Source organism: Maribacter halichondriae (assembly GCF_027474825.1).
GTDB lineage: Bacteria > Bacteroidota > Bacteroidia > Flavobacteriales > Flavobacteriaceae > Meishania > Meishania halichondriae.
The window spans coordinates 564,966-581,693 of record NZ_CP107030.1 but is presented as its reverse complement, the minus strand read 5'-3'; the positions used below and the strand labels follow the sequence as shown (position 1 = coordinate 581,693).

General features: G+C 41.3%; 17 protein-coding genes and 1 pseudogene. 15 read left to right on the top strand and 3 right to left on the bottom strand.

Annotated elements, in window-relative coordinates:
- Positions 1 to 22: 22 nt before the first annotated feature.
- Positions 23 to 1,333: an ABC1 kinase family protein gene (locus N8A86_RS02655; RefSeq protein WP_273567666.1), complete on the top strand. Its 1,311-nt coding sequence runs from the start codon at positions 23 to 25 to the stop codon at positions 1,331 to 1,333.
- Here the strand turns inward: N8A86_RS02655 and N8A86_RS02650 are convergent.
- Positions 1,330 to 3,783 carry an alpha/beta hydrolase family protein gene (locus N8A86_RS02650; protein WP_273567665.1) on the bottom strand — a complete coding sequence of 818 codons (2,454 nt, stop codon included), beginning with the start codon at positions 3,781 to 3,783 and terminating at the stop codon, positions 1,330 to 1,332. The genes N8A86_RS02655 and N8A86_RS02650 overlap by 4 nt on opposite strands.
- Positions 3,784 to 4,049: 266 nt before the next feature.
- Between N8A86_RS02650 and N8A86_RS02645 the strand changes: the two genes are divergently transcribed.
- A complete protein-coding gene (locus N8A86_RS02645; protein ID WP_273567664.1) occupies positions 4,050 to 5,060 on the top strand; it encodes a 3-oxoacyl-ACP synthase III family protein in 1,011 nt (336 codons plus the stop codon).
- Between the two features lie 183 nt (positions 5,061 to 5,243).
- Positions 5,244 to 5,603, top strand: a complete 360-nt coding sequence (locus N8A86_RS02640) for a CoA-binding protein (RefSeq protein ID WP_273567663.1) — start codon at positions 5,244 to 5,246, stop codon at positions 5,601 to 5,603.
- A gap of 109 nt (positions 5,604 to 5,712) precedes the next feature.
- On the opposite strand, the gene N8A86_RS02635 is transcribed toward N8A86_RS02640, so the two are convergent.
- The gene (locus N8A86_RS02635) at positions 5,713 to 7,170 is read right to left on the bottom strand and encodes a sodium:solute symporter (RefSeq protein ID WP_273567662.1); all 1,458 of its coding nucleotides are present in this window, start codon (positions 7,168 to 7,170) and stop codon (positions 5,713 to 5,715) included.
- Between the two features lie 68 nt (positions 7,171 to 7,238).
- On the opposite strand from N8A86_RS02635, the gene recR reads away from it, so the two are divergent.
- From recR to N8A86_RS02620, 3 genes are all read left to right on the top strand, one after another.
- Complete coding sequence (gene recR, locus N8A86_RS02630) at positions 7,239 to 7,859, top strand: recombination mediator RecR (RefSeq protein WP_273567661.1); 621 nt, start codon at positions 7,239 to 7,241, stop codon at positions 7,857 to 7,859.
- 82 nt (positions 7,860 to 7,941) lie between these two features.
- On the top strand, positions 7,942 to 9,285 hold the full coding sequence (locus N8A86_RS02625) for a dihydrolipoamide acetyltransferase family protein (protein WP_273567660.1): 1,344 nt from the start codon (positions 7,942 to 7,944) through the stop codon (positions 9,283 to 9,285).
- A gap of 304 nt (positions 9,286 to 9,589) precedes the next feature.
- Positions 9,590 to 10,633: a DUF481 domain-containing protein gene (locus N8A86_RS02620; protein ID WP_273567659.1), complete on the top strand. Its 1,044-nt coding sequence runs from the start codon at positions 9,590 to 9,592 to the stop codon at positions 10,631 to 10,633.
- Positions 10,634 to 10,707: 74 nt separating this feature from the next.
- Here N8A86_RS02620 and N8A86_RS02615 read toward each other — a convergent pair whose 3' ends face one another.
- Positions 10,708 to 11,535: a hypothetical protein gene (locus N8A86_RS02615; protein ID WP_273567658.1), complete on the bottom strand. Its 828-nt coding sequence runs from the start codon at positions 11,533 to 11,535 to the stop codon at positions 10,708 to 10,710.
- Between the two features lie 100 nt (positions 11,536 to 11,635).
- Between N8A86_RS02615 and N8A86_RS02610 the strand changes: the two genes are divergently transcribed.
- From N8A86_RS02610 to N8A86_RS02570, 9 genes and pseudogenes are all read left to right on the top strand, one after another.
- Positions 11,636 to 12,016, top strand: coding sequence for a hypothetical protein (locus N8A86_RS02610; protein WP_273567657.1), 381 nt, complete (start codon positions 11,636 to 11,638; stop codon positions 12,014 to 12,016).
- A complete protein-coding gene (locus N8A86_RS02605; protein WP_273567656.1) occupies positions 12,009 to 12,731 on the top strand; it encodes a class I SAM-dependent methyltransferase in 723 nt (240 codons plus the stop codon). The genes N8A86_RS02610 and N8A86_RS02605 overlap by 8 nt, the downstream gene beginning before the upstream one ends.
- Before the next feature lie 79 nt (positions 12,732 to 12,810).
- On the top strand, positions 12,811 to 13,587 hold the full coding sequence (locus N8A86_RS02600) for a 3'-5' exonuclease (protein WP_273567655.1): 777 nt from the start codon (positions 12,811 to 12,813) through the stop codon (positions 13,585 to 13,587).
- 194 nt (positions 13,588 to 13,781) lie between these two features.
- Positions 13,782 to 14,393, top strand: coding sequence for a fumarylacetoacetate hydrolase family protein (locus N8A86_RS02595; RefSeq protein WP_273567654.1), 612 nt, complete (start codon positions 13,782 to 13,784; stop codon positions 14,391 to 14,393).
- Positions 14,393 to 14,731 carry an Hpt domain-containing protein gene (locus tag N8A86_RS02590; protein ID WP_273567653.1) on the top strand — a complete coding sequence of 113 codons (339 nt, stop codon included), beginning with the start codon at positions 14,393 to 14,395 and terminating at the stop codon, positions 14,729 to 14,731. Before N8A86_RS02595 ends, N8A86_RS02590 begins: the two co-directional genes overlap by 1 nt.
- Positions 14,731 to 15,980, top strand: a pseudogene (locus N8A86_RS02585) (competence/damage-inducible protein A). The gene N8A86_RS02590 and the pseudogene N8A86_RS02585 overlap by 1 nt, the downstream one beginning before the upstream one ends.
- Before the next feature lie 63 nt (positions 15,981 to 16,043).
- A complete protein-coding gene (gene rpmB / locus N8A86_RS02580) occupies positions 16,044 to 16,283 on the top strand; it encodes a 50S ribosomal protein L28 (protein ID WP_273567652.1) in 240 nt (79 codons plus the stop codon).
- 18 nt (positions 16,284 to 16,301) lie between these two features.
- Positions 16,302 to 16,484, top strand: a complete 183-nt coding sequence (gene rpmG, locus N8A86_RS02575; protein WP_100871363.1) for a 50S ribosomal protein L33 — start codon at positions 16,302 to 16,304, stop codon at positions 16,482 to 16,484.
- Positions 16,485 to 16,490: 6 nt separating this feature from the next.
- Positions 16,491 to 16,643, top strand: a complete 153-nt coding sequence (locus N8A86_RS02570; protein ID WP_273567651.1) for a DUF4295 domain-containing protein — start codon at positions 16,491 to 16,493, stop codon at positions 16,641 to 16,643.
- The last annotated feature ends 85 nt before the right edge of the window (positions 16,644 to 16,728 follow it).

Genomic DNA, 16,728 nt, shown 5'->3' with positions numbered 1-16,728 from the left:
GACTTGAACTTAAAAGAAAAAAATGAAAACCCTTGACCGAATCCCGACCGGAAAAATCGAACGCGCTGGCAAGCTCGTGAAAACTGGCGTTAAAATCGGTGGTAATTATGTAAAATACTATGGCAAGCGCCTTGTAAATCCTGAATTGGGTAGAGAGGGTCTTGACGAAGATAACGCCGAGGATATTTATGACGGATTAAAGACTTTAAAGGGAAGTGCCCTTAAGGTTGCTCAAATGCTGAGCATGGAAAAAAACCTTTTACCAAGGGCCTATGTTGAAAAATTTTCTTTATCACAGTTTTCGGTCCCTCCCTTATCAGGTCCGTTGGTTCGTAAGACCTTCAAGAAATATTTAGGCAAATATCCGGAAGAGATTTTTGACACTTTTGAACGAGATTCGGTAAACGCCGCAAGTATAGGACAGGTGCATCGTGCAACGAAAGACAGCAAGACATTGGCGGTGAAAGTACAGTACCCTGGGGTGGCGGAAAGCATCAGTAGTGATTTGGCCTTGGTCAAACCCATTGCCCTTCGCATGTTCAATATCAAGGGGAAAGATTCCGATAAATACTTTAAGGAGGTCGAGAACAAGCTCATCGAGGAAACCGACTATTTTCTAGAGGTAACACAAAGCAATGAAATAACCCAAGGTTGCGCCCATATTGATAACTTACTGTTTCCGAGATACTATGAGGAATGGTCAAGTGAACGCATCATTACGATGGACTGGATGGAAGGGAAGCACTTGAGCGATTTCGCCAAGACCGATTTTTCCACAGAACTCGGCAATCGTTTGGGCCAAACACTTTGGGATTTCTACATGTACCAAATACATGGTCTTCGTAAGGTGCACGCCGACCCACATCCTGGAAATTTTCTGATTAGTGAAGATGGAAAGCTTATTGCTATCGATTTCGGATGTATTAAGGAAGTCCCCGATGAATTTTACCTGCCCTACTTCGAGTTGGCAAAAAAGGAAAACTTGGAGGACGATGCCATTTTTACTTCCAAGTTGGTTGATTTGGAAATACTTCTCCCAACGGATTCAGTCTCAGATCAAATCTTTTTCAAGAACCTGTTTAAAGAAATGTTGTCGCTTTTCACTTCTCCCTTCCATACTGAAACATTCGATTTCGGCGACGGTACGTTTTGGTCCCGAATCGCGGAATTAAGTGACAAATATGCAAATGACCCTGAAATTCGAAAAATGAACGGCAACCGGGGTTCAAAGCACTTTTTATACATGAACCGTACGTTTTTTGGTTTATTCAACCTTCTTCATGATTTGAAGTCCAACGTAGTGGTCAACAATTACGTGAAATATCTCAATTAATCCTTTTCGATATTATCTTTTTCCATACTTACGGGCAATCCTTCTTGTTTCACATATTTATCCAACCACTGATCTTGCTCCCACAGCAGGTGCAGAATACTTTCTTTTGCCCGGTAACCGTGACTTTCTTTCGGTAACATGACCAATCTAACGGTTGCTCCCAAGCCTTTTAATGCATTGAAATAACGTTCACTTTGCATCGGGTAGGTGCCCGAATTGTTATCCGCCTCACCATGAACCAGCAGCAAAGGCGTTTTCATTTTATCGGCGTGCATGAATGGCGACATGGTGTAATACACTTCAGGTGCCTCCCAATAATTGCGTTCTTCACTTTGGAATCCGAATGGAGTCAAGGTTCTATTGTAGGCCCCGCTTCTGGCGATACCCGCCGCGAAAAGATTCGAATGCGATAACAGATTGGCCACCATGAAGGCTCCATAACTATGACCGCCTACGGCTACCTTTTTTCGGTCGATGTAACCCATTTCATCAACGGCATCAATGGCTGCTTTGGCATTGGCTACCAATTGAGTTCTAAATGTATTGTTGGGCTGTTCATCTTTCTCACCGATAATAGGAAAAGCGGCATCGTCCAAAACAACATACCCTTGGGTTACCCAATAAATCGGGGAACCCCAAAAAGGATATGTGAATTCATTAGGGTTTTGGGTGTTCTGCGATGCACTGTTCTTATCCTTGAATTCGCGAGGGTATGCCCATAAGATCATGGGCTTTTTATCCTTACTATCTTTGTCGTATCCAACGGGTAGGTAAAGCGTACCAGTAAGCTCTAGGCCATCTTCCCTTTTATAGGTAATCACTTCTTTATGAACATCTTGTATACTCTTGAAAGGATTCTCGAAGTTGGTAAGTTGTTCGGGCCCTTTTCGTTTTTTCAAGCTTTTGTAATAATAGTTAGGATATTCCGTGGGCGATTCGATCCGTACTAAAAGCTCATCTTTCTTGGGGTCATACTCCATGAGACTTTCCTTTTTTCCTTCAAGTTTTGAAGTGTATAATCTTGTTTTTTTCTGAGTTTTGAGATTTAATTTGTCCACAAAGGGAAATTGTCCGGCTTCGGTAAAACCGTCACCCAGCAAATAGGCACTGCCACTACCGTCCAATGCGATTATCGACTGCCCATATTGATTAAGTTCTGTGGCAAAATCTCCGGGGTCACTATATACATCCTGATAGTTTCTATCGGAAATCAATTCAGGTTTTACCGTATTATCGGAAGGATTAAAAAGGTAGGTCTTCGTATTTCTGGTATTCCACCAATAATCATAGGCAACGGCAGTATTTTCAGTTGCCCATTCGATGTCATTATATCTATTGACAAGTTTCAATAGACTTTTACCGCTGCTCTTGAACGGAGCCTCGATTTCAAAAACTTCATCCCTGAATTCAACTTCGTTCTCTGGATCGCCACCGTCCAACGCTTGTGCATATACAAGGCTTGAGGGTTTATCATTGCGCCAGCTCACATCTCGCATTCCCATACGAACGGCCATAAAACCTTTGGGCAGGTCTTCTATTAAAGGTACTTCCAATAGTTCTGAAACCAACGTACCATCTTTTGAATAGATGGTGGTTTTCGATGGGAATCTATAGTAGGGTACGAGATAAGAAAATGGTCCATTGACCGAAACTACCATGGCATATTGGCCATCTGGGGAAAAACTTATCGAGGAGTACATATCCGCCGTCATCCATAAGGATTTAGTCCCGTCAAGATTTACTTTATGAAGTTCCGAGCGGGCCAATTGTTCAAAATTAAATTCGTCGTTCGGGTTTTTTAATAGATCTTGATACGTTCTGTTTTGCGCCTTTTTACCATCGTTCGAAGAGATTGTAGGTCCCGCAGGTATAGATTCCGAAGCATTTATCAATGATTTTCTATCCTTTGGCAGCATTTTCACGAGAAGACTTTGGCCATCTTTGAACCAATTGACTACATCGCCCATATTGGCATTTACGCCCTCGTCGGTAATTTTGCTTACCGAAGCTTTGTTGAGGTCTAGTACCCAAATCTCAACGCCGTTTTCGATGGTTTGTGTCATTGCGATTTTTGATTGGTCGGGCGACCATTTAAAATTGGCCAATCTCGGATTTTCTGGCATCCCCGTAACCTGAGTGCCTTCCTTTGCTTTTGGAGATTTTATCTTGATATTATTGTAGTAGTTCGTGCGACTTCCAATATTGGTCTTTGGGTTTATGCGCAGCCCCGCCAATCGAAGTTCGGTTTCCGAAAGTTCTGCGATCGATTTGTAATAATTCCGGTAGAGCATGACCATATGATCACCGCTGTCGTTGATCAATACCGTAGGTGCCAACGGGGCGTCCACCAAATCTAAAATGGCCTTCGGAGGTTTTTGATAGGTCAGATTTTCTTGTGAATATCCTAAGAAAACAAAGAGGATGACAGCTATAGAAAGTAGTTTTTTCATTGTAATATATTTAGTGTGTTCTTGTTGGAAAAAAAGCATTTTCAAAGTTTTTCAATTTACATAAAAATTATGCAAGGGGCTCATTTCCATTGCTATTTAATCAGTATCTCAACACTTTGCAAATCAGGCTCACATAAATTGGTGCCCTGTATCAACACTAATTTAATTCGCCGTTTATTTGTAACTTTAATGTTCGCATCATCGATTTCAAATTTCTTGAATGGGATGGAAAAGCTCACTACTTTAGAATCGTAAAACAAATTAAAATGTACAACTCGAAAATTACCGGTTTGGGATTTTTCGTTCCCGATAACGTAGTCACCAATGACGATTTATCAAAATTGATGGATACCAATGACGCATGGATCCAAGAACGTACAGGAATAAAGGAGCGTAGGCACGTCGCCAAGAATGGCGAAGAGACGACTACGAGTATGGGCGTAAAAGCCGCAAAAATTGCCATAGAGAGAGCGGGTATCGATAAGAATGATATCGATTTTATCGTTTTTGCGACCTTGAGTCCTGATTATTATTTTCCTGGCCCTGGTGTTTTGGTACAACGCGATCTGGGTATTAAAACCGTAGGCGCCCTTGATGTGCGCAACCAGTGCTCAGGGTTTGTCTATGCAGTTTCCATCGCCGATCAGTACATAAAAAGCGGGATGTACAAGAATGTATTGGTTATCGGTTCTGAAATCCATTCCAAGGGATTGGATATGACCACGAGAGGTCGTGGGGTATCTGTAATATTTGGTGATGGTGCTGGTGCGGCGATATTGAGCCGCGAAGAAGATCCTGCAAAAGGAATTCTTTCGACCCATCTACATTCTGAAGGTCAACATGCTGAAGAACTGGCACTTTTGGCACCCGGAATGGGAGGGCGTTGGGTAAACGATATTGTTTCCGATAACAATCCGGAAGACGAATCGTACTACCCAGTGATGAACGGGCAATTCGTTTTTAAGAATGCGGTCGTACGGTTTAGCGAAGTCATTATGGAGGGCTTGAACAAAAACAATCTTAAACCAACGGATATCGACATGCTCGTTCCGCATCAAGCCAATTTAAGAATATCACAGTTCATTCAAAAGAAATTCGGTCTAGGAAACGATCAAGTCTTCAACAATATTATGAAATATGGCAATACTACCGCCGCTTCTATCCCTATTGCATTGACCGAGGCTTGGGAAGAAGGTAAAATAAAATCAGGAGATTTGGTAGTGCTGGCCGCCTTTGGTAGTGGCTTCACTTGGGGCAGCGTAATCATCAGGTGGTAAAAACACAAAACCCCGACATTGCTGCCGGGGTTTCTTTCGCTGATAGGCTATACTAAACACTAACCATTAACTATAAACATATAGCGTTATCAACGATAATTTTGTTTCTAACTTAATAAACACCGTGTTGTGTAAAGACGGCTTTATCTTAAAAAAGTTACACTTTAAATGCAACTTTAACATATGCAAAAAACCCTCGTTTTCGGAGCTTCCTTAAAACCTTATCGTTATAGTAATTTGGCAGTGAATCGCCTCGTGGACCATAACATTAAAACTGAAGCATTCGGTCTTAAAGAAGGTAAAATCAGGGGAGTGCAAATAAAGTCCAATTTCGACGATTTTCAAAATATTCATACGATAACTTTGTACATCGGTCCGGCACGTCAGCCTGATTATTACGGTGAAATTCTTAAAATCAACCCCAAAAGAGTCATCTTTAATCCGGGAACTGAAAATACGGAATTCTACAAAATACTAGAAGATAAGGGCATTGCCGTAGCGGTAGCTTGTACTTTGGTTTTATTGTCTACAAACCAATATTAAATTCGAGCGAAATCGTTTGCGATATTTTTGGGCTAAAACTTTAACATTTTCCTTGAAAACGAACGTCGAAGATTTCAATCCGTTTATCGATTGATTCATTAGGGGCATATTATTTTCTTCGGATCAACCATAATCCGATGAAGGTCAATAGTCCGTTCAAGGGTAATAACTCATAGCCCAAAACATAACCTCCAAGATTGGCCGGTGGAATTTTACCAAAGACGTAACAAATCACTACCGAGGTCAATGCTACGATCCAGACATATTTGTCCTTAACTTGATATTTTGTGAAAATACCGAAAGAAAAAAGACCTAACAAAGGCCCATACGTATAACCCGCAACTTTTAGAAGGCCATCTATTACATTGGTATCCAAAATATGTTTGAAGGCGATGACAACGATAATCAGCAAGACACTCATACCTACATGAGTAGCCTTTCTTATTCTTTTACGGCTGGTTTCCGGTTTTTTCGCGATGCCCAAAAAATCGACGCAGAAAGAGGTAGTCAATGAGGTCAATGCGCTATCAGCACTACTGTAAGCCGCGGCAATAAGCCCTAACATGAACGTAATGGCCACGGTAATACCAAGTCCACTATTTAAGGCAATCTCAGGAAAGAGAAGGTCTGACTTTGGATTTCCGTCCATTAAGGGGAGTTCAATTTGATTTTTGTTCGAGTAAATGAACAAGAGTGCCCCCAACAACATGAATACGAACGTCACGATGACCAGCACCACACTAAAGCTGACCATATTCTTTTGTGCATCTTTTAAGGTTTTGCATGTCAGGTTTTTTTGCATCATATCTTGATCCAGGCCCGTCATGCAAATGGTGACGAACATACCACCTAAAAATGATTTGATAAGATGCTTGCTATCCATAAAATCATCGACAAAAATGGTCTTGCTGTAGTTGCCGAATTCTGCTGAACTCAAGAAATCGGAAAAACTCCAATCCAGTTGTTCCAGTATAAAATGGATGGAGAGTACTACGGATAGCAGCATGAACAAGGTCTGTAGGGTGTCGGTCCAGACGATGGTTTTTATTCCTCCTTTAAAAGTATATATCCATATCAAAAGAATGGAAAGTGTTACGGTAACCTCAAAAGGTACGTTCCATGCATCGAATACGAATTGTTGCAGCACAATGGCGACCAAAAAGAGGCGAAAAGCGGCCCCGAGTACCCTCGATACGAAAAAAGAAATGGCACCGACCTTATAACTCACAAAGCCGAAACGGTCGTCCAAATATTCGTATATGGAGGTCACATTTTGTTTGTAATAGATAGGAAGTAATACATAGGCCGTAACCATATACCCCAGAAAATAGCCGAATACGACCTGCATATAGCTAAACTGAGAGGCTTCCACCCAGCCGGGTACCGAAATAAAAGTAACCCCAGAAAGTGATGCGCCGACCATACCAAAGGCGACCAAATACCAAGGCGAGGATTTTCCCGCTTTAAAAAAATCTTCGTTAGAGTCGTTCTTTCCTGTAAAATAGGAAATCAATATGAGCAGTAGAAAATACCCGCCGATAAGCAGCAGAATGTTGGTCGGAGTCATTGTAAGGCTATTTGAAATGCAAAGTACAAAATCTAGAATCGTAAATCTAAAATCGTAAATTTGTCCCTATGGATTTTTCTTCGAAATTATTGGAAAATGCGGTCTACGAAATGTCGCAGCTACCGGGAATCGGAAAACGTACCGCGTTGCGTCTCGTTCTGCATTTACTAAAACAACCCAATGAACGTACGGCCCATTTGTCGAATGCCTTGCAAAATCTCCGCAATTCGGTGATGTTTTGTAAAAACTGCCATAACATTTCCGATGTTGAACTGTGCGAAATTTGTGCCAGTCCAAAACGGGACGAAACCTTGGTCTGTGTGGTCGAAGATATTCGAGATGTCATGGCCATAGAGAACACAGGGCAGTACCGTGGATTATATCATGTTCTCGGAGGAAAAATATCCCCAATGGAGGGTATTGGACCTCAAGACCTTACGATCTCATCTTTGATAACTAAAGCCAAAAAGGGCGTAATAAAAGAGTTGATTTTTGCGTTAAGTTCCACAATGGAGGGCGACACCACCAATTTCTATATTTACAAACAATTGGAAGGTCTAGATATAAGCACTTCGACCATTGCGCGTGGTATTGCTGTGGGTGACGAATTGGAGTATGCCGATGAGGTTACGTTAGGTAGAAGCATTTTGAATCGCATTCCTTTTGAAGGTTCTTTGAAGATGAATTAACGTTGCGTTAAATTTAATTTTAAGGATGTTTTTTTATTATTTTTGCAAAAAATAAGGAGAAAAGTAGCTACAAAATATCAATATGTCAAAGTTTGAATTAAAATTGCCGAGAATGGGGGAGAGCGTTGCAGAGGCTACCTTGACCTCTTGGTTAAAGGAAGTTGGCGACACCATTGAGTTGGATGAGGCGGTTTTCGAGATAGCCACCGACAAGGTAGATTCTGAAGTACCGAGCGAGGTGGAAGGGGTGCTGGTCGAAAAGCTTTTTGACGTAGACGATATTATTAAGGTAGGCCAAACGGTGGCGGTGATCGAATTGAATGGCGTTGCCGTTGACACCGAAGTAGAGAAAAAAGAAGTAGTAGATCCGGAAGTTTCAAAGGAAACTGTAGAAGCCGTCGAAGAAACTATTGCTATTGCCAAAGAGACCGTAAGTACACCGGTTCTGGACTCATCAAGTTCTGACCGATTTTACTCCCCATTGGTTAAAAATATAGCCAAAGAAGAAAATATCTCCATTGCCGAACTCGATACCATCAAAGGAACTGGCAAAGAGGGTAGGGTGACCAAAAACGATATTTTAGAGTATGTTGCCAATAGGAAATCTTCAGCTGGAGCAGCGCGAAATACCGGCCAAGAGAAACAACCTCCTATTGTAAGTGAACCTGTTATAGAACCGGCGAGTACAATTGCCCAAGCTCCAATAACTACTTCTGGGGCCGATGAGGTCATCGAAATGACCCGAATGGGCAAGTTGATCGCCAAACACATGGTCGATAGTGTATCGACCTCGGCTCATGTTCAAAGTTTTATCGAAGTCGATGTGACCAATGTGGTCAATTGGCGAAATAAAATGAAAGACGCTTTTGAAAAGCGTGAAGGTGAAAAATTGACCTTTACCCCGATTTTCATGGAGGCCGTAGCCAAGGCCCTGAAAAACTATCCAATGATGAATATTTCGGTCGATGGTGACAAGGTCATTAAAAAGAAGAACATCAATATTGGCATGGCGGCCGCCCTACCTGATGGAAATCTAATTGTACCCGTAATCAAAAACGCCGATCGATTGAATCTTGTCGGGATGGCCCAAGTCGTAAATGATTTGGCGAATCGGGCGCGGAACAATCAACTAAAGCCCGACGAAGTACAAGATGGTACCTATACCGTGACCAACGTAGGTACTTTTGGTAGTGTTTTTGGTACGCCCATCATCAACCAGCCCCAAGTAGGTATTTTGGCATTGGGCGCTATACGCAAGATTCCATCGGTTATCGAAACTTCCGAAGGTGATTTTATAGGAATTCGAAGTAAGATGTATATTTCCCACAGCTATGATCATCGTGTCGTTAACGGTGCTTTGGGCAGTATGTTCGCGAAGTCCGTAGCGGATTATCTTGAAGCTTGGGACGTGAACCGTGAAATCTAAATTTAGAACCTTCCAATCTTTCTCAATTAGTCGCCCATTTTTTGCAAATTGGTAAATTTTCTGTAACCTATCATCAGATTCGCTATTAACATTACGCTAACATCGAGCCTTTTTTGCAAATCTTATCTTTACGCTTCCAAACCAAGATTACGAATCACCATACATGAAGTTCTTCTTTCAACTCGCAGCGTATCCTTTTATTTTTTTCCTTTTACTGTTTCCCAGATTAGTTTCCTCCCAACATGATGAAGAAAACAAAGACCCTATTAAATTATTTACGGACTGCAATTGTGAAAAGAGTTACTTGCGTCAAGAAAAAAATTACGTGAGTCATGTGCGTGACCAAGCCCAAGCCAACGTAAAACTCTTTATATACGATATTGCCAACGGTAGTAGTGGTCGAACGTATAAACTGGAATTCGAGGGAACCGGAGATTATGATGACATTGTTCAAAAACTTTCATACGATACCAATGCCAATATGACCCAAGATGAAGTTCGAAAAGGACTTTTGAAGAAAGTGAGGTCCGGACTTTTGAGATACGAGTTGGAGTCCGATATGGCAGAAAATATTACATATACGATTGATGACAAAGGTATGGGTGATATTCAGGATATCGATTTCAAAGATCCCTGGAACAATTGGATATTTGAAGTATACGGTGAAATGGAACTTGACAGGGAATCAAGCCGAAAAGAGTTTGCCTACGAAGTGGGCTTTGAAAGCGACCGGGTCACAGAAAAATGGCGAATACGTACCGACCTTCAATTGAATCAGGCCAATAGCGAATTTGTTCAAAACGAGGATACCTTTACCAGTGAACGTTTTCGGTATTCAGGAGACGGTAGTATTGTCAGGAGTCTTTCCGATCATTGGTCAACGGGTATTTTCGCCGGTGCCAGACACGATACTTTTACGAATCTTGATTTTCGGTATTATTTTTCACCCGCCATCGAATACAATATTTTCTCGTATAATGAGGTACTGCGAAGGGAAATCGTGTTCGCTTATAAAATCGGATATTTTCATAATGATTATATCGACCCGACCATTTTTGGCCAGTTGCAAGAAGGTATTTTTAACCATTCCCTCGATGTACAGGTGCGTTATCGCCAACCTTGGGGCAATTTTTACTCGCGATTGCGAGGCTCTACCTTCTTGAACGATTTCAAAAAGAACCGAATTCAATTGTTTAGCAGTCTGTCACTTCGTTTATTTAAAGGACTTGCGGTCCGTTTTTCCGGGGATTTCGAAATTATTCGGGATCAAATCAATCTTCCCGCAGGCGATGCTTCCATCGAAGATGTATTACTACAACAAAAGCAGATAGCAACAGATTTCGAATAAGTTTTTGCGTGGGTCTGAGCTATACCTTTGGTTCGGCATTTAACAATATCATCAATACACGGCTTTTGTTCTTTTTATTCCTTGAGAAGCGCATCTATCTTCGATTTAAGCCTTGAGGCATCCAAGTTTCTTGGGTCCAACATGTTCGCTCTATCCGCATTGATTTTTGCCAGTTCTAGACTGTCCATTTGAAAATAAACATCCGCTAAAACAGCATACGATTTCGGTATCGCGCTATCACCAATAACCTCCTGTAGTCGCTTCGCTTGTTGTAATGCCAATTCAAAATTTCCGACCTCCGCGTTCATACTGGCCGAATATCCCAATAAAAACGGATTCTCTTTTTGAGCGGGTGAAGTCAGTATGATCAAAGAATCCAAAGCGATTTCGGGTCCGTGAACGGCGTGAAGAAATTCGATATATTCCGCTTTCATGTATACCTCTTTGGGATATTTGTGCACAATGGCCCTCAAATTGTTTTCGGCTAGTTTAAAAACCCTTTCACGTAACGATGCGGCATTCGATGATTTTTGTTCCCTTGCATTGGTAAATTCGACCAAGGCGTGGTACACATCAAGAACGAGTCGTTCGTCTCCAGTGACTTTATCTTTTCCTTCTTCAACTTCCTTAAAAATTTTAAGGCGTTCTTCAAGATCAAGGGTTAAACGGCCCAATACACTTTTTCCGATGAGAAAATCGGGATCGTGTTTCAAAACCTTGCGATAGGATACTTCAGCGGGACCATAATTTCCATCATCCATGATTTGCTTCCAGCCCAGATTGTAATAATATAATGCTGAATCAGAGGCGATAGAGGTATAGATATGATGTGGTTGATTCTCAGGCTTCCCCTGACAACATAGAAAAAATATGGGCAAAAAGTATTTGACTAAAGGTCTCATCCTACGAAGATAAAAAACGCCGACGGAAACCAATACCTCCGTTCAATTCTATTATTTACTACTTTTAAAGCTTCACCATAGCGTGTTCGATTCGAGGGAAATGAGAAAACAATATCATCATAAAAAGTCTACTGACGGATGGCTTGTCTGGGACGTTCACAAATTGGCGCAGCGGTCAAAGCACCTTCCTGTTCTTGAAATTCCAATTTCAGGAATAGGCGCGTTGTTCGAGAATTATTGGTATCAGGACGATACCGATGTGCCTACTTGCAAGTGGATTACGGACCATATGCAATTGGTACTTGAGTGTGACTTAGACTACCCCATTATTTTGGCGGCCGATGGTTCGGTCATGGATGGTATGCATCGGGTCTGTAAGGCCTATCTTAACGGATTTTCTAACTTGAAAGCTGCGCGATTTAAAGTTACTCCCAAACCTGATTTAATAAATCCTGACCCGAATGATTTGAGTTATGATTGATGAATATAATGACGTAACTGCCCATCATTATCTTAAATACAGACCTCCTCTTCATATTCCGATTTTGGAAAAGTGTTTGGAAAAGGCTAAAAAATACGACCTCGGACTCGATGTCGGCTCAGGTACGGGCCATTCATCAATTGCCCTCAGTCATTTTTGCAATACGGTTATCGGCATCGAGCCAAGTAGTGCTATGCGGCAAAAAGCTATTAGATGTCCGAAAGTTACCTACATGGATTATGTCAACGATGGTATTGAATCCAAAGATTCCGTTTTTGATGTCATTACACTTGCTGGATCCTTGCATTATGCCAAATCACAGACCTTGCTGAATGAACTGATCCGGGTCGGTAAAAAGGAAGCTACTATTATTGTCTACGATTTTGACCTTCAAGTTCAAGAAATTCTAACGAATCTTAATTTTGTCAGCGGTGCGGAAAACGATTATGACCACGAAGCCGATTTTTCGGGATTAATGACAGAAGGTATTCGCTTGGTCGGTAAGCGCAGGGAAGAAACTCGCATCGTGATCAATCCTTCCGATCTGGCACATATTCTCTTGTCCTTGAAGGAAGTTTTTGATTTTCTAAAACAAGAACATGATAGTCCAATGTTGTACAAGGAGTTTGTGAAGCGTCTCAAGAATAGTGCTGGAAATTCGGATTTCAATATTCATGCCCTTCTGTATCATACCAGCTACAAGGTGTTAAAATAGGAATTTCTGTCAATAAAAATTTTCCTTTCATTTTCTTTCCTTCTGCGAAAGGCTATCTTTGTACGCTTAAACCTACCCCATGGAACTAAAACTTACCCGACCTATTTGTTTCTTTGATCTCGAGACCACGGGCACCAATGTGGCCAAAGACAGAATTGTGGAAATATCCATTTTGAAAATTCATCCTAATGGTAATAAGGAGAGCAAGACTTGGCTCGTGAATCCTGAGATGGAGATTCCTGCTGATTCAATCGCTATTCACGGCATTTCCAATGAAAAAGTAGCTAACGAACCTACTTTTAAAGAGCTTTCAAAAGAGATTTACGGTATGATCAAGGATAGTGATCTAGGAGGTTTTAATTCAGACCGTTTTGATATTCCGCTGTTGGCGGAGGAAATGTTACGTGCCGATATCGATTTCGATATGAAGAATACCGTGTCGGTCGATGTGCAGACCATATTCCACAAAATGGAAAAACGCACGTTGGGTGCCGCCTACAAGTTTTATTGTGATAAAGATTTGGAAGACGCCCATAGCGCAGAAGCCGATACCCTGGCTACCTATGAAGTTTTACTGTCGCAGCTTGATAGATATCCCGATCTTGAAAACAATATCAAGAAATTAGCGGAGTTTTCGACCCATCGCCAATTTGCCGATTTTGCAGGCTTTCTAGGATACGATGACGATGGAGAGGAAATTTTTGCTTTCGGAAAGCACAAGGGAAAAAAGGTGTTGGATGTTCTCGACAATGAACCCGGTTATTTCGGATGGATTTTAAATGCCGACTTTCCATTGTACACAAAAAAAGTATTGACGCAGATTAAACTTAGTAGACTGAATAATAAGTTGAGTTAGTTGGCGGTAAGCAGTAAGCAGTAAGCAGTTGGAGTGAACATAAAAGGTAATTAGTTATTTGAGTACTTCAATCGACAACGAAAGAAAAAGTTTCTTACAATTTCCATATCCAAATAATCCTAAAATCAAATAATCCTAAAAATCCTAATTCAGACAATCCAAACACCGTGCATCGAGCACCAAACATCAATACAATGAAACTCATCTGTATCGGCCGTAATTATACGGATCATATCAAAGAACTGGCCAACGAAAGACCAACGGACCCCGTAGTTTTTATAAAACCCGATTCCGCAATTTTGCCAAAAGATCAAGATTTTTATATTCCCGATTTTACGAATGACGTGCATCACGAAGTCGAGGTATTGGTAAAAATCAAAAAGGTCGGCAAACATATTGATGAACGTTTTGCACATACGTATTACGATGAAGTCGGGCTGGGTATCGACTTCACTGCCAGAGACTTGCAATCACAACTAAAGGAAAAAGGACTCCCGTGGGAAAAGGCCAAAGGTTTCGATGGGGCCGCCGTCATTGGAAAATGGCTTCCGAAGTCCGATTTTCCAGATGTAAACAATTTGAAATTTTCGTTGTTTAAGAATGGAGAAGAAGTGCAAAAAGGAAATACAGGGTTAATGCTCTGGAAGATAGATGAATTGATATCTTATGTATCTCGATTTTTTATGTTAAAAAAAGGTGATATTATTTTTACCGGCACTCCGGCCGGTGTTGGTAGAGTAGCAACAAATGACTATCTTGCGGGCGTTTTGGAAGGGCAAGAGCTCTTCTCTTTAAAGGTAAAGTAATGATCTATAATCTTGATAAAATCAATGAGATGGCGGAGGGCGATGAAGATTTCATCAATTCGGTCATTTCGGTTTTTTTGGAAGAGGTGCCACAAGACCTATCCGACTTAGAAATCGCCCTTGCGGAAGGCAATCATGAAAAAGTCTATCAATTGGCCCATAAAATCAAGCCCAATGTAGATTTATTGGGTATGGAACAGACCCGGGAAGCCGCCCTGCAAATAGAGACTTTAGGAAAGAATGCGGCCAATATGTCAGAAATAGAAAAGGTTTTTCCCGTACTCAAGACAGATATCCAGCAAGTAGTTTCTGAGCTAAAAAAAGACTTTCCCGCATAATGCTTGCAGAAATCATCACCATTGGCGATGAAATCCTTATAGGTCAGATTGTCGATACCAATTCTGCTTTTATTGGTAAAGAATTCAATAAAATAGGTATTTCGGTATATCAGATTACTTCGGTACAAGATGACCGCGAGCATATTTTGCAGGCCTTAAAAGATGCTAAATCTAGGGTACAGGTTGTCATTGTTACCGGCGGTCTAGGGCCAACCAAAGACGATGTTACCAAACATACCTTTTGTGAATTTTTTGGGGATGTTCTCGTGGAGGATAAAAATGTGCTCCATCATGTCGAGGAGCTCTTTAGAAAACATATTTCGGGTACCCCGATCTCCGATATTAACCGTAAACAAGCGATGGTGCCTTCAAAGGCAACGGTACTTCATAACCCCAACGGTACCGCACCGGGTATGTGGATCGAAGAAGACGGAACCGTTTTTGTTTCCTTGCCCGGTGTTCCCTTTGAAATGAAACATCTTTTGACCGATAGCGTGATTCCCAAAATCATAGAGCGTTTTGAACGGCCCTTTATCATTCACAAGACTTTGGTGACCTATGGCTTAGGTGAGAGTGCCATTGCGGCACGAATCGAAGATTGGGAAGATAACCTTCCCCCTTTATCAAATTGGCCTATTTGCCGAATTTGGGAAAAGTACGTTTGCGAATGAGTGCAAAGGGTTTCGATAAGGAAGTATTGGAAAAGGAGATGGAGGCCGAGTCCCAAAAATTATATCCACTGATAGGCGATTTGATCTATGGGATCGAAGATGACCAGACTATAGAAGAAGTAGTCGCCCAATTATTCGTTTCGAAAAAGATGACCTTGGCAACTGCAGAGAGTTTTACGGGAGGAAAGATTGCCGAGCGGATTACCGCCCTTCCAGGCGCATCGGCCTATTTTAAGGGGAGTGTTGTCAGTTATGCTACCGAAACGAAAATAGAGATATTGAAGGTTTCCAAAGAGATAGTTGCCAAGCATTCCGTAGTGAGTGCTCAGGTCGCCAAAGAAATGGCCGAAAATGTGAGACAACTGCTCAAAACAGATTTCGCCGTCGCCACAACGGGAAACTCAGGACCTTCAAAAGGAGATTCCGATGCTGAAATCGGTACGGTGTTCATAGCCATAGCTTCTCCGAACGGTGTTTTTGCTGAAAAATTCAACATGGGAAACAATAGAACCAGAATCGTGCAAAAGTCAGTAAATAAGGCCTTTGAGCTACTGCAAAAAGAAATTTTAAAATTCTAGATAAGAATTTTGTCCGTCCCGTAAAAATGATATAAATTTGCATCCTGTTAAAAAATCGGCGCTATGTCAAAAGTTTGTGAGATTACGGGAAAAAGGGCGATGTTCGGAAACAACGTTTCGTTTTCCATCAACAAGACGAAAAGAAGATTTAACGTTAATCTTTCCAAGAAACGTTTCTATATTCCTGAGGAAGACCGTTGGGTAACCTTGAAAGTTTCCGCAAAGGCGTTGAAGATCATCAACAAAAGAGGTATTTCCGCAGTCTTAAAAGAGGCAAAGGCACAAGGATTATTGAACAAATAGTCTGAAAATTAAGTAACGATGGCAAAGAAAGGCAATAGAATTCAGGTAATATTGGAGTGCACGGAGCACAAAGACTCTGGCAAGCCCGGAACTTCTCGGTATATTACGACCAAGAACAAAAAGAACACCCCAGAACGGATGGAGATAAAAAAATTCAATCCGATCTTGAAACGAATGACAGTCCATAAAGAGATAAAATAATATATCATGGCAAAGAAGACGGTAGCAAGTTTACAGACAAGTTCAAAACGATTGACAAAGGCCATTAAGATGGTAAAGTCTCCTAAATCAGGTGCTTATGTCTTTGTAGAATCGGTCATGCCACCAGAAATGGTGAACGAATGGATGGCAAAGAAGTAATTTTACTCTTTTCAAAAATATTAAAGCTCCTTTCTACTGAAAGGAGCTTTTTTCATTCGAAATTATTCCCCCCTTGAGGGGGGCT

Bases quoted from the DNA above. Each gene is read 5' to 3' on its own strand.
- N8A86_RS02655 (WP_273567666.1), top strand. From the start codon at position 23: ATGAAAACCCTTGACCGAATCCCGACCGGAAAAATCGAACGCGCTGGC.
- N8A86_RS02650 (WP_273567665.1), bottom strand. From the start codon at position 3,783: ATGAAAAAACTACTTTCTATAGCTGTCATCCTCTTTGTTTTCTTAGGA.
- N8A86_RS02645 (WP_273567664.1), top strand. From the start codon at position 4,050: ATGTACAACTCGAAAATTACCGGTTTGGGATTTTTCGTTCCCGATAAC.
- N8A86_RS02640 (WP_273567663.1), top strand. From the start codon at position 5,244: ATGCAAAAAACCCTCGTTTTCGGAGCTTCCTTAAAACCTTATCGTTAT.
- N8A86_RS02635 (WP_273567662.1), bottom strand. From the start codon at position 7,170: ATGACTCCGACCAACATTCTGCTGCTTATCGGCGGGTATTTTCTACTG.
- recR (WP_273567661.1), top strand. From the start codon at position 7,239: ATGGATTTTTCTTCGAAATTATTGGAAAATGCGGTCTACGAAATGTCG.
- N8A86_RS02625 (WP_273567660.1), top strand. From the start codon at position 7,942: ATGTCAAAGTTTGAATTAAAATTGCCGAGAATGGGGGAGAGCGTTGCA.
- N8A86_RS02615 (WP_273567658.1), bottom strand. From the start codon at position 11,535: ATGAGACCTTTAGTCAAATACTTTTTGCCCATATTTTTTCTATGTTGT.
- N8A86_RS02610 (WP_273567657.1), top strand. From the start codon at position 11,636: ATGAGAAAACAATATCATCATAAAAAGTCTACTGACGGATGGCTTGTC.
- N8A86_RS02605 (WP_273567656.1), top strand. From the start codon at position 12,009: ATGATTGATGAATATAATGACGTAACTGCCCATCATTATCTTAAATAC.
- N8A86_RS02600 (WP_273567655.1), top strand. From the start codon at position 12,811: ATGGAACTAAAACTTACCCGACCTATTTGTTTCTTTGATCTCGAGACC.
- N8A86_RS02595 (WP_273567654.1), top strand. From the start codon at position 13,782: ATGAAACTCATCTGTATCGGCCGTAATTATACGGATCATATCAAAGAA.
- N8A86_RS02590 (WP_273567653.1), top strand. From the start codon at position 14,393: ATGATCTATAATCTTGATAAAATCAATGAGATGGCGGAGGGCGATGAA.
- rpmB (WP_273567652.1), top strand. From the start codon at position 16,044: ATGTCAAAAGTTTGTGAGATTACGGGAAAAAGGGCGATGTTCGGAAAC.
- rpmG (WP_100871363.1), top strand. From the start codon at position 16,302: ATGGCAAAGAAAGGCAATAGAATTCAGGTAATATTGGAGTGCACGGAG.
- N8A86_RS02570 (WP_273567651.1), top strand. From the start codon at position 16,491: ATGGCAAAGAAGACGGTAGCAAGTTTACAGACAAGTTCAAAACGATTG.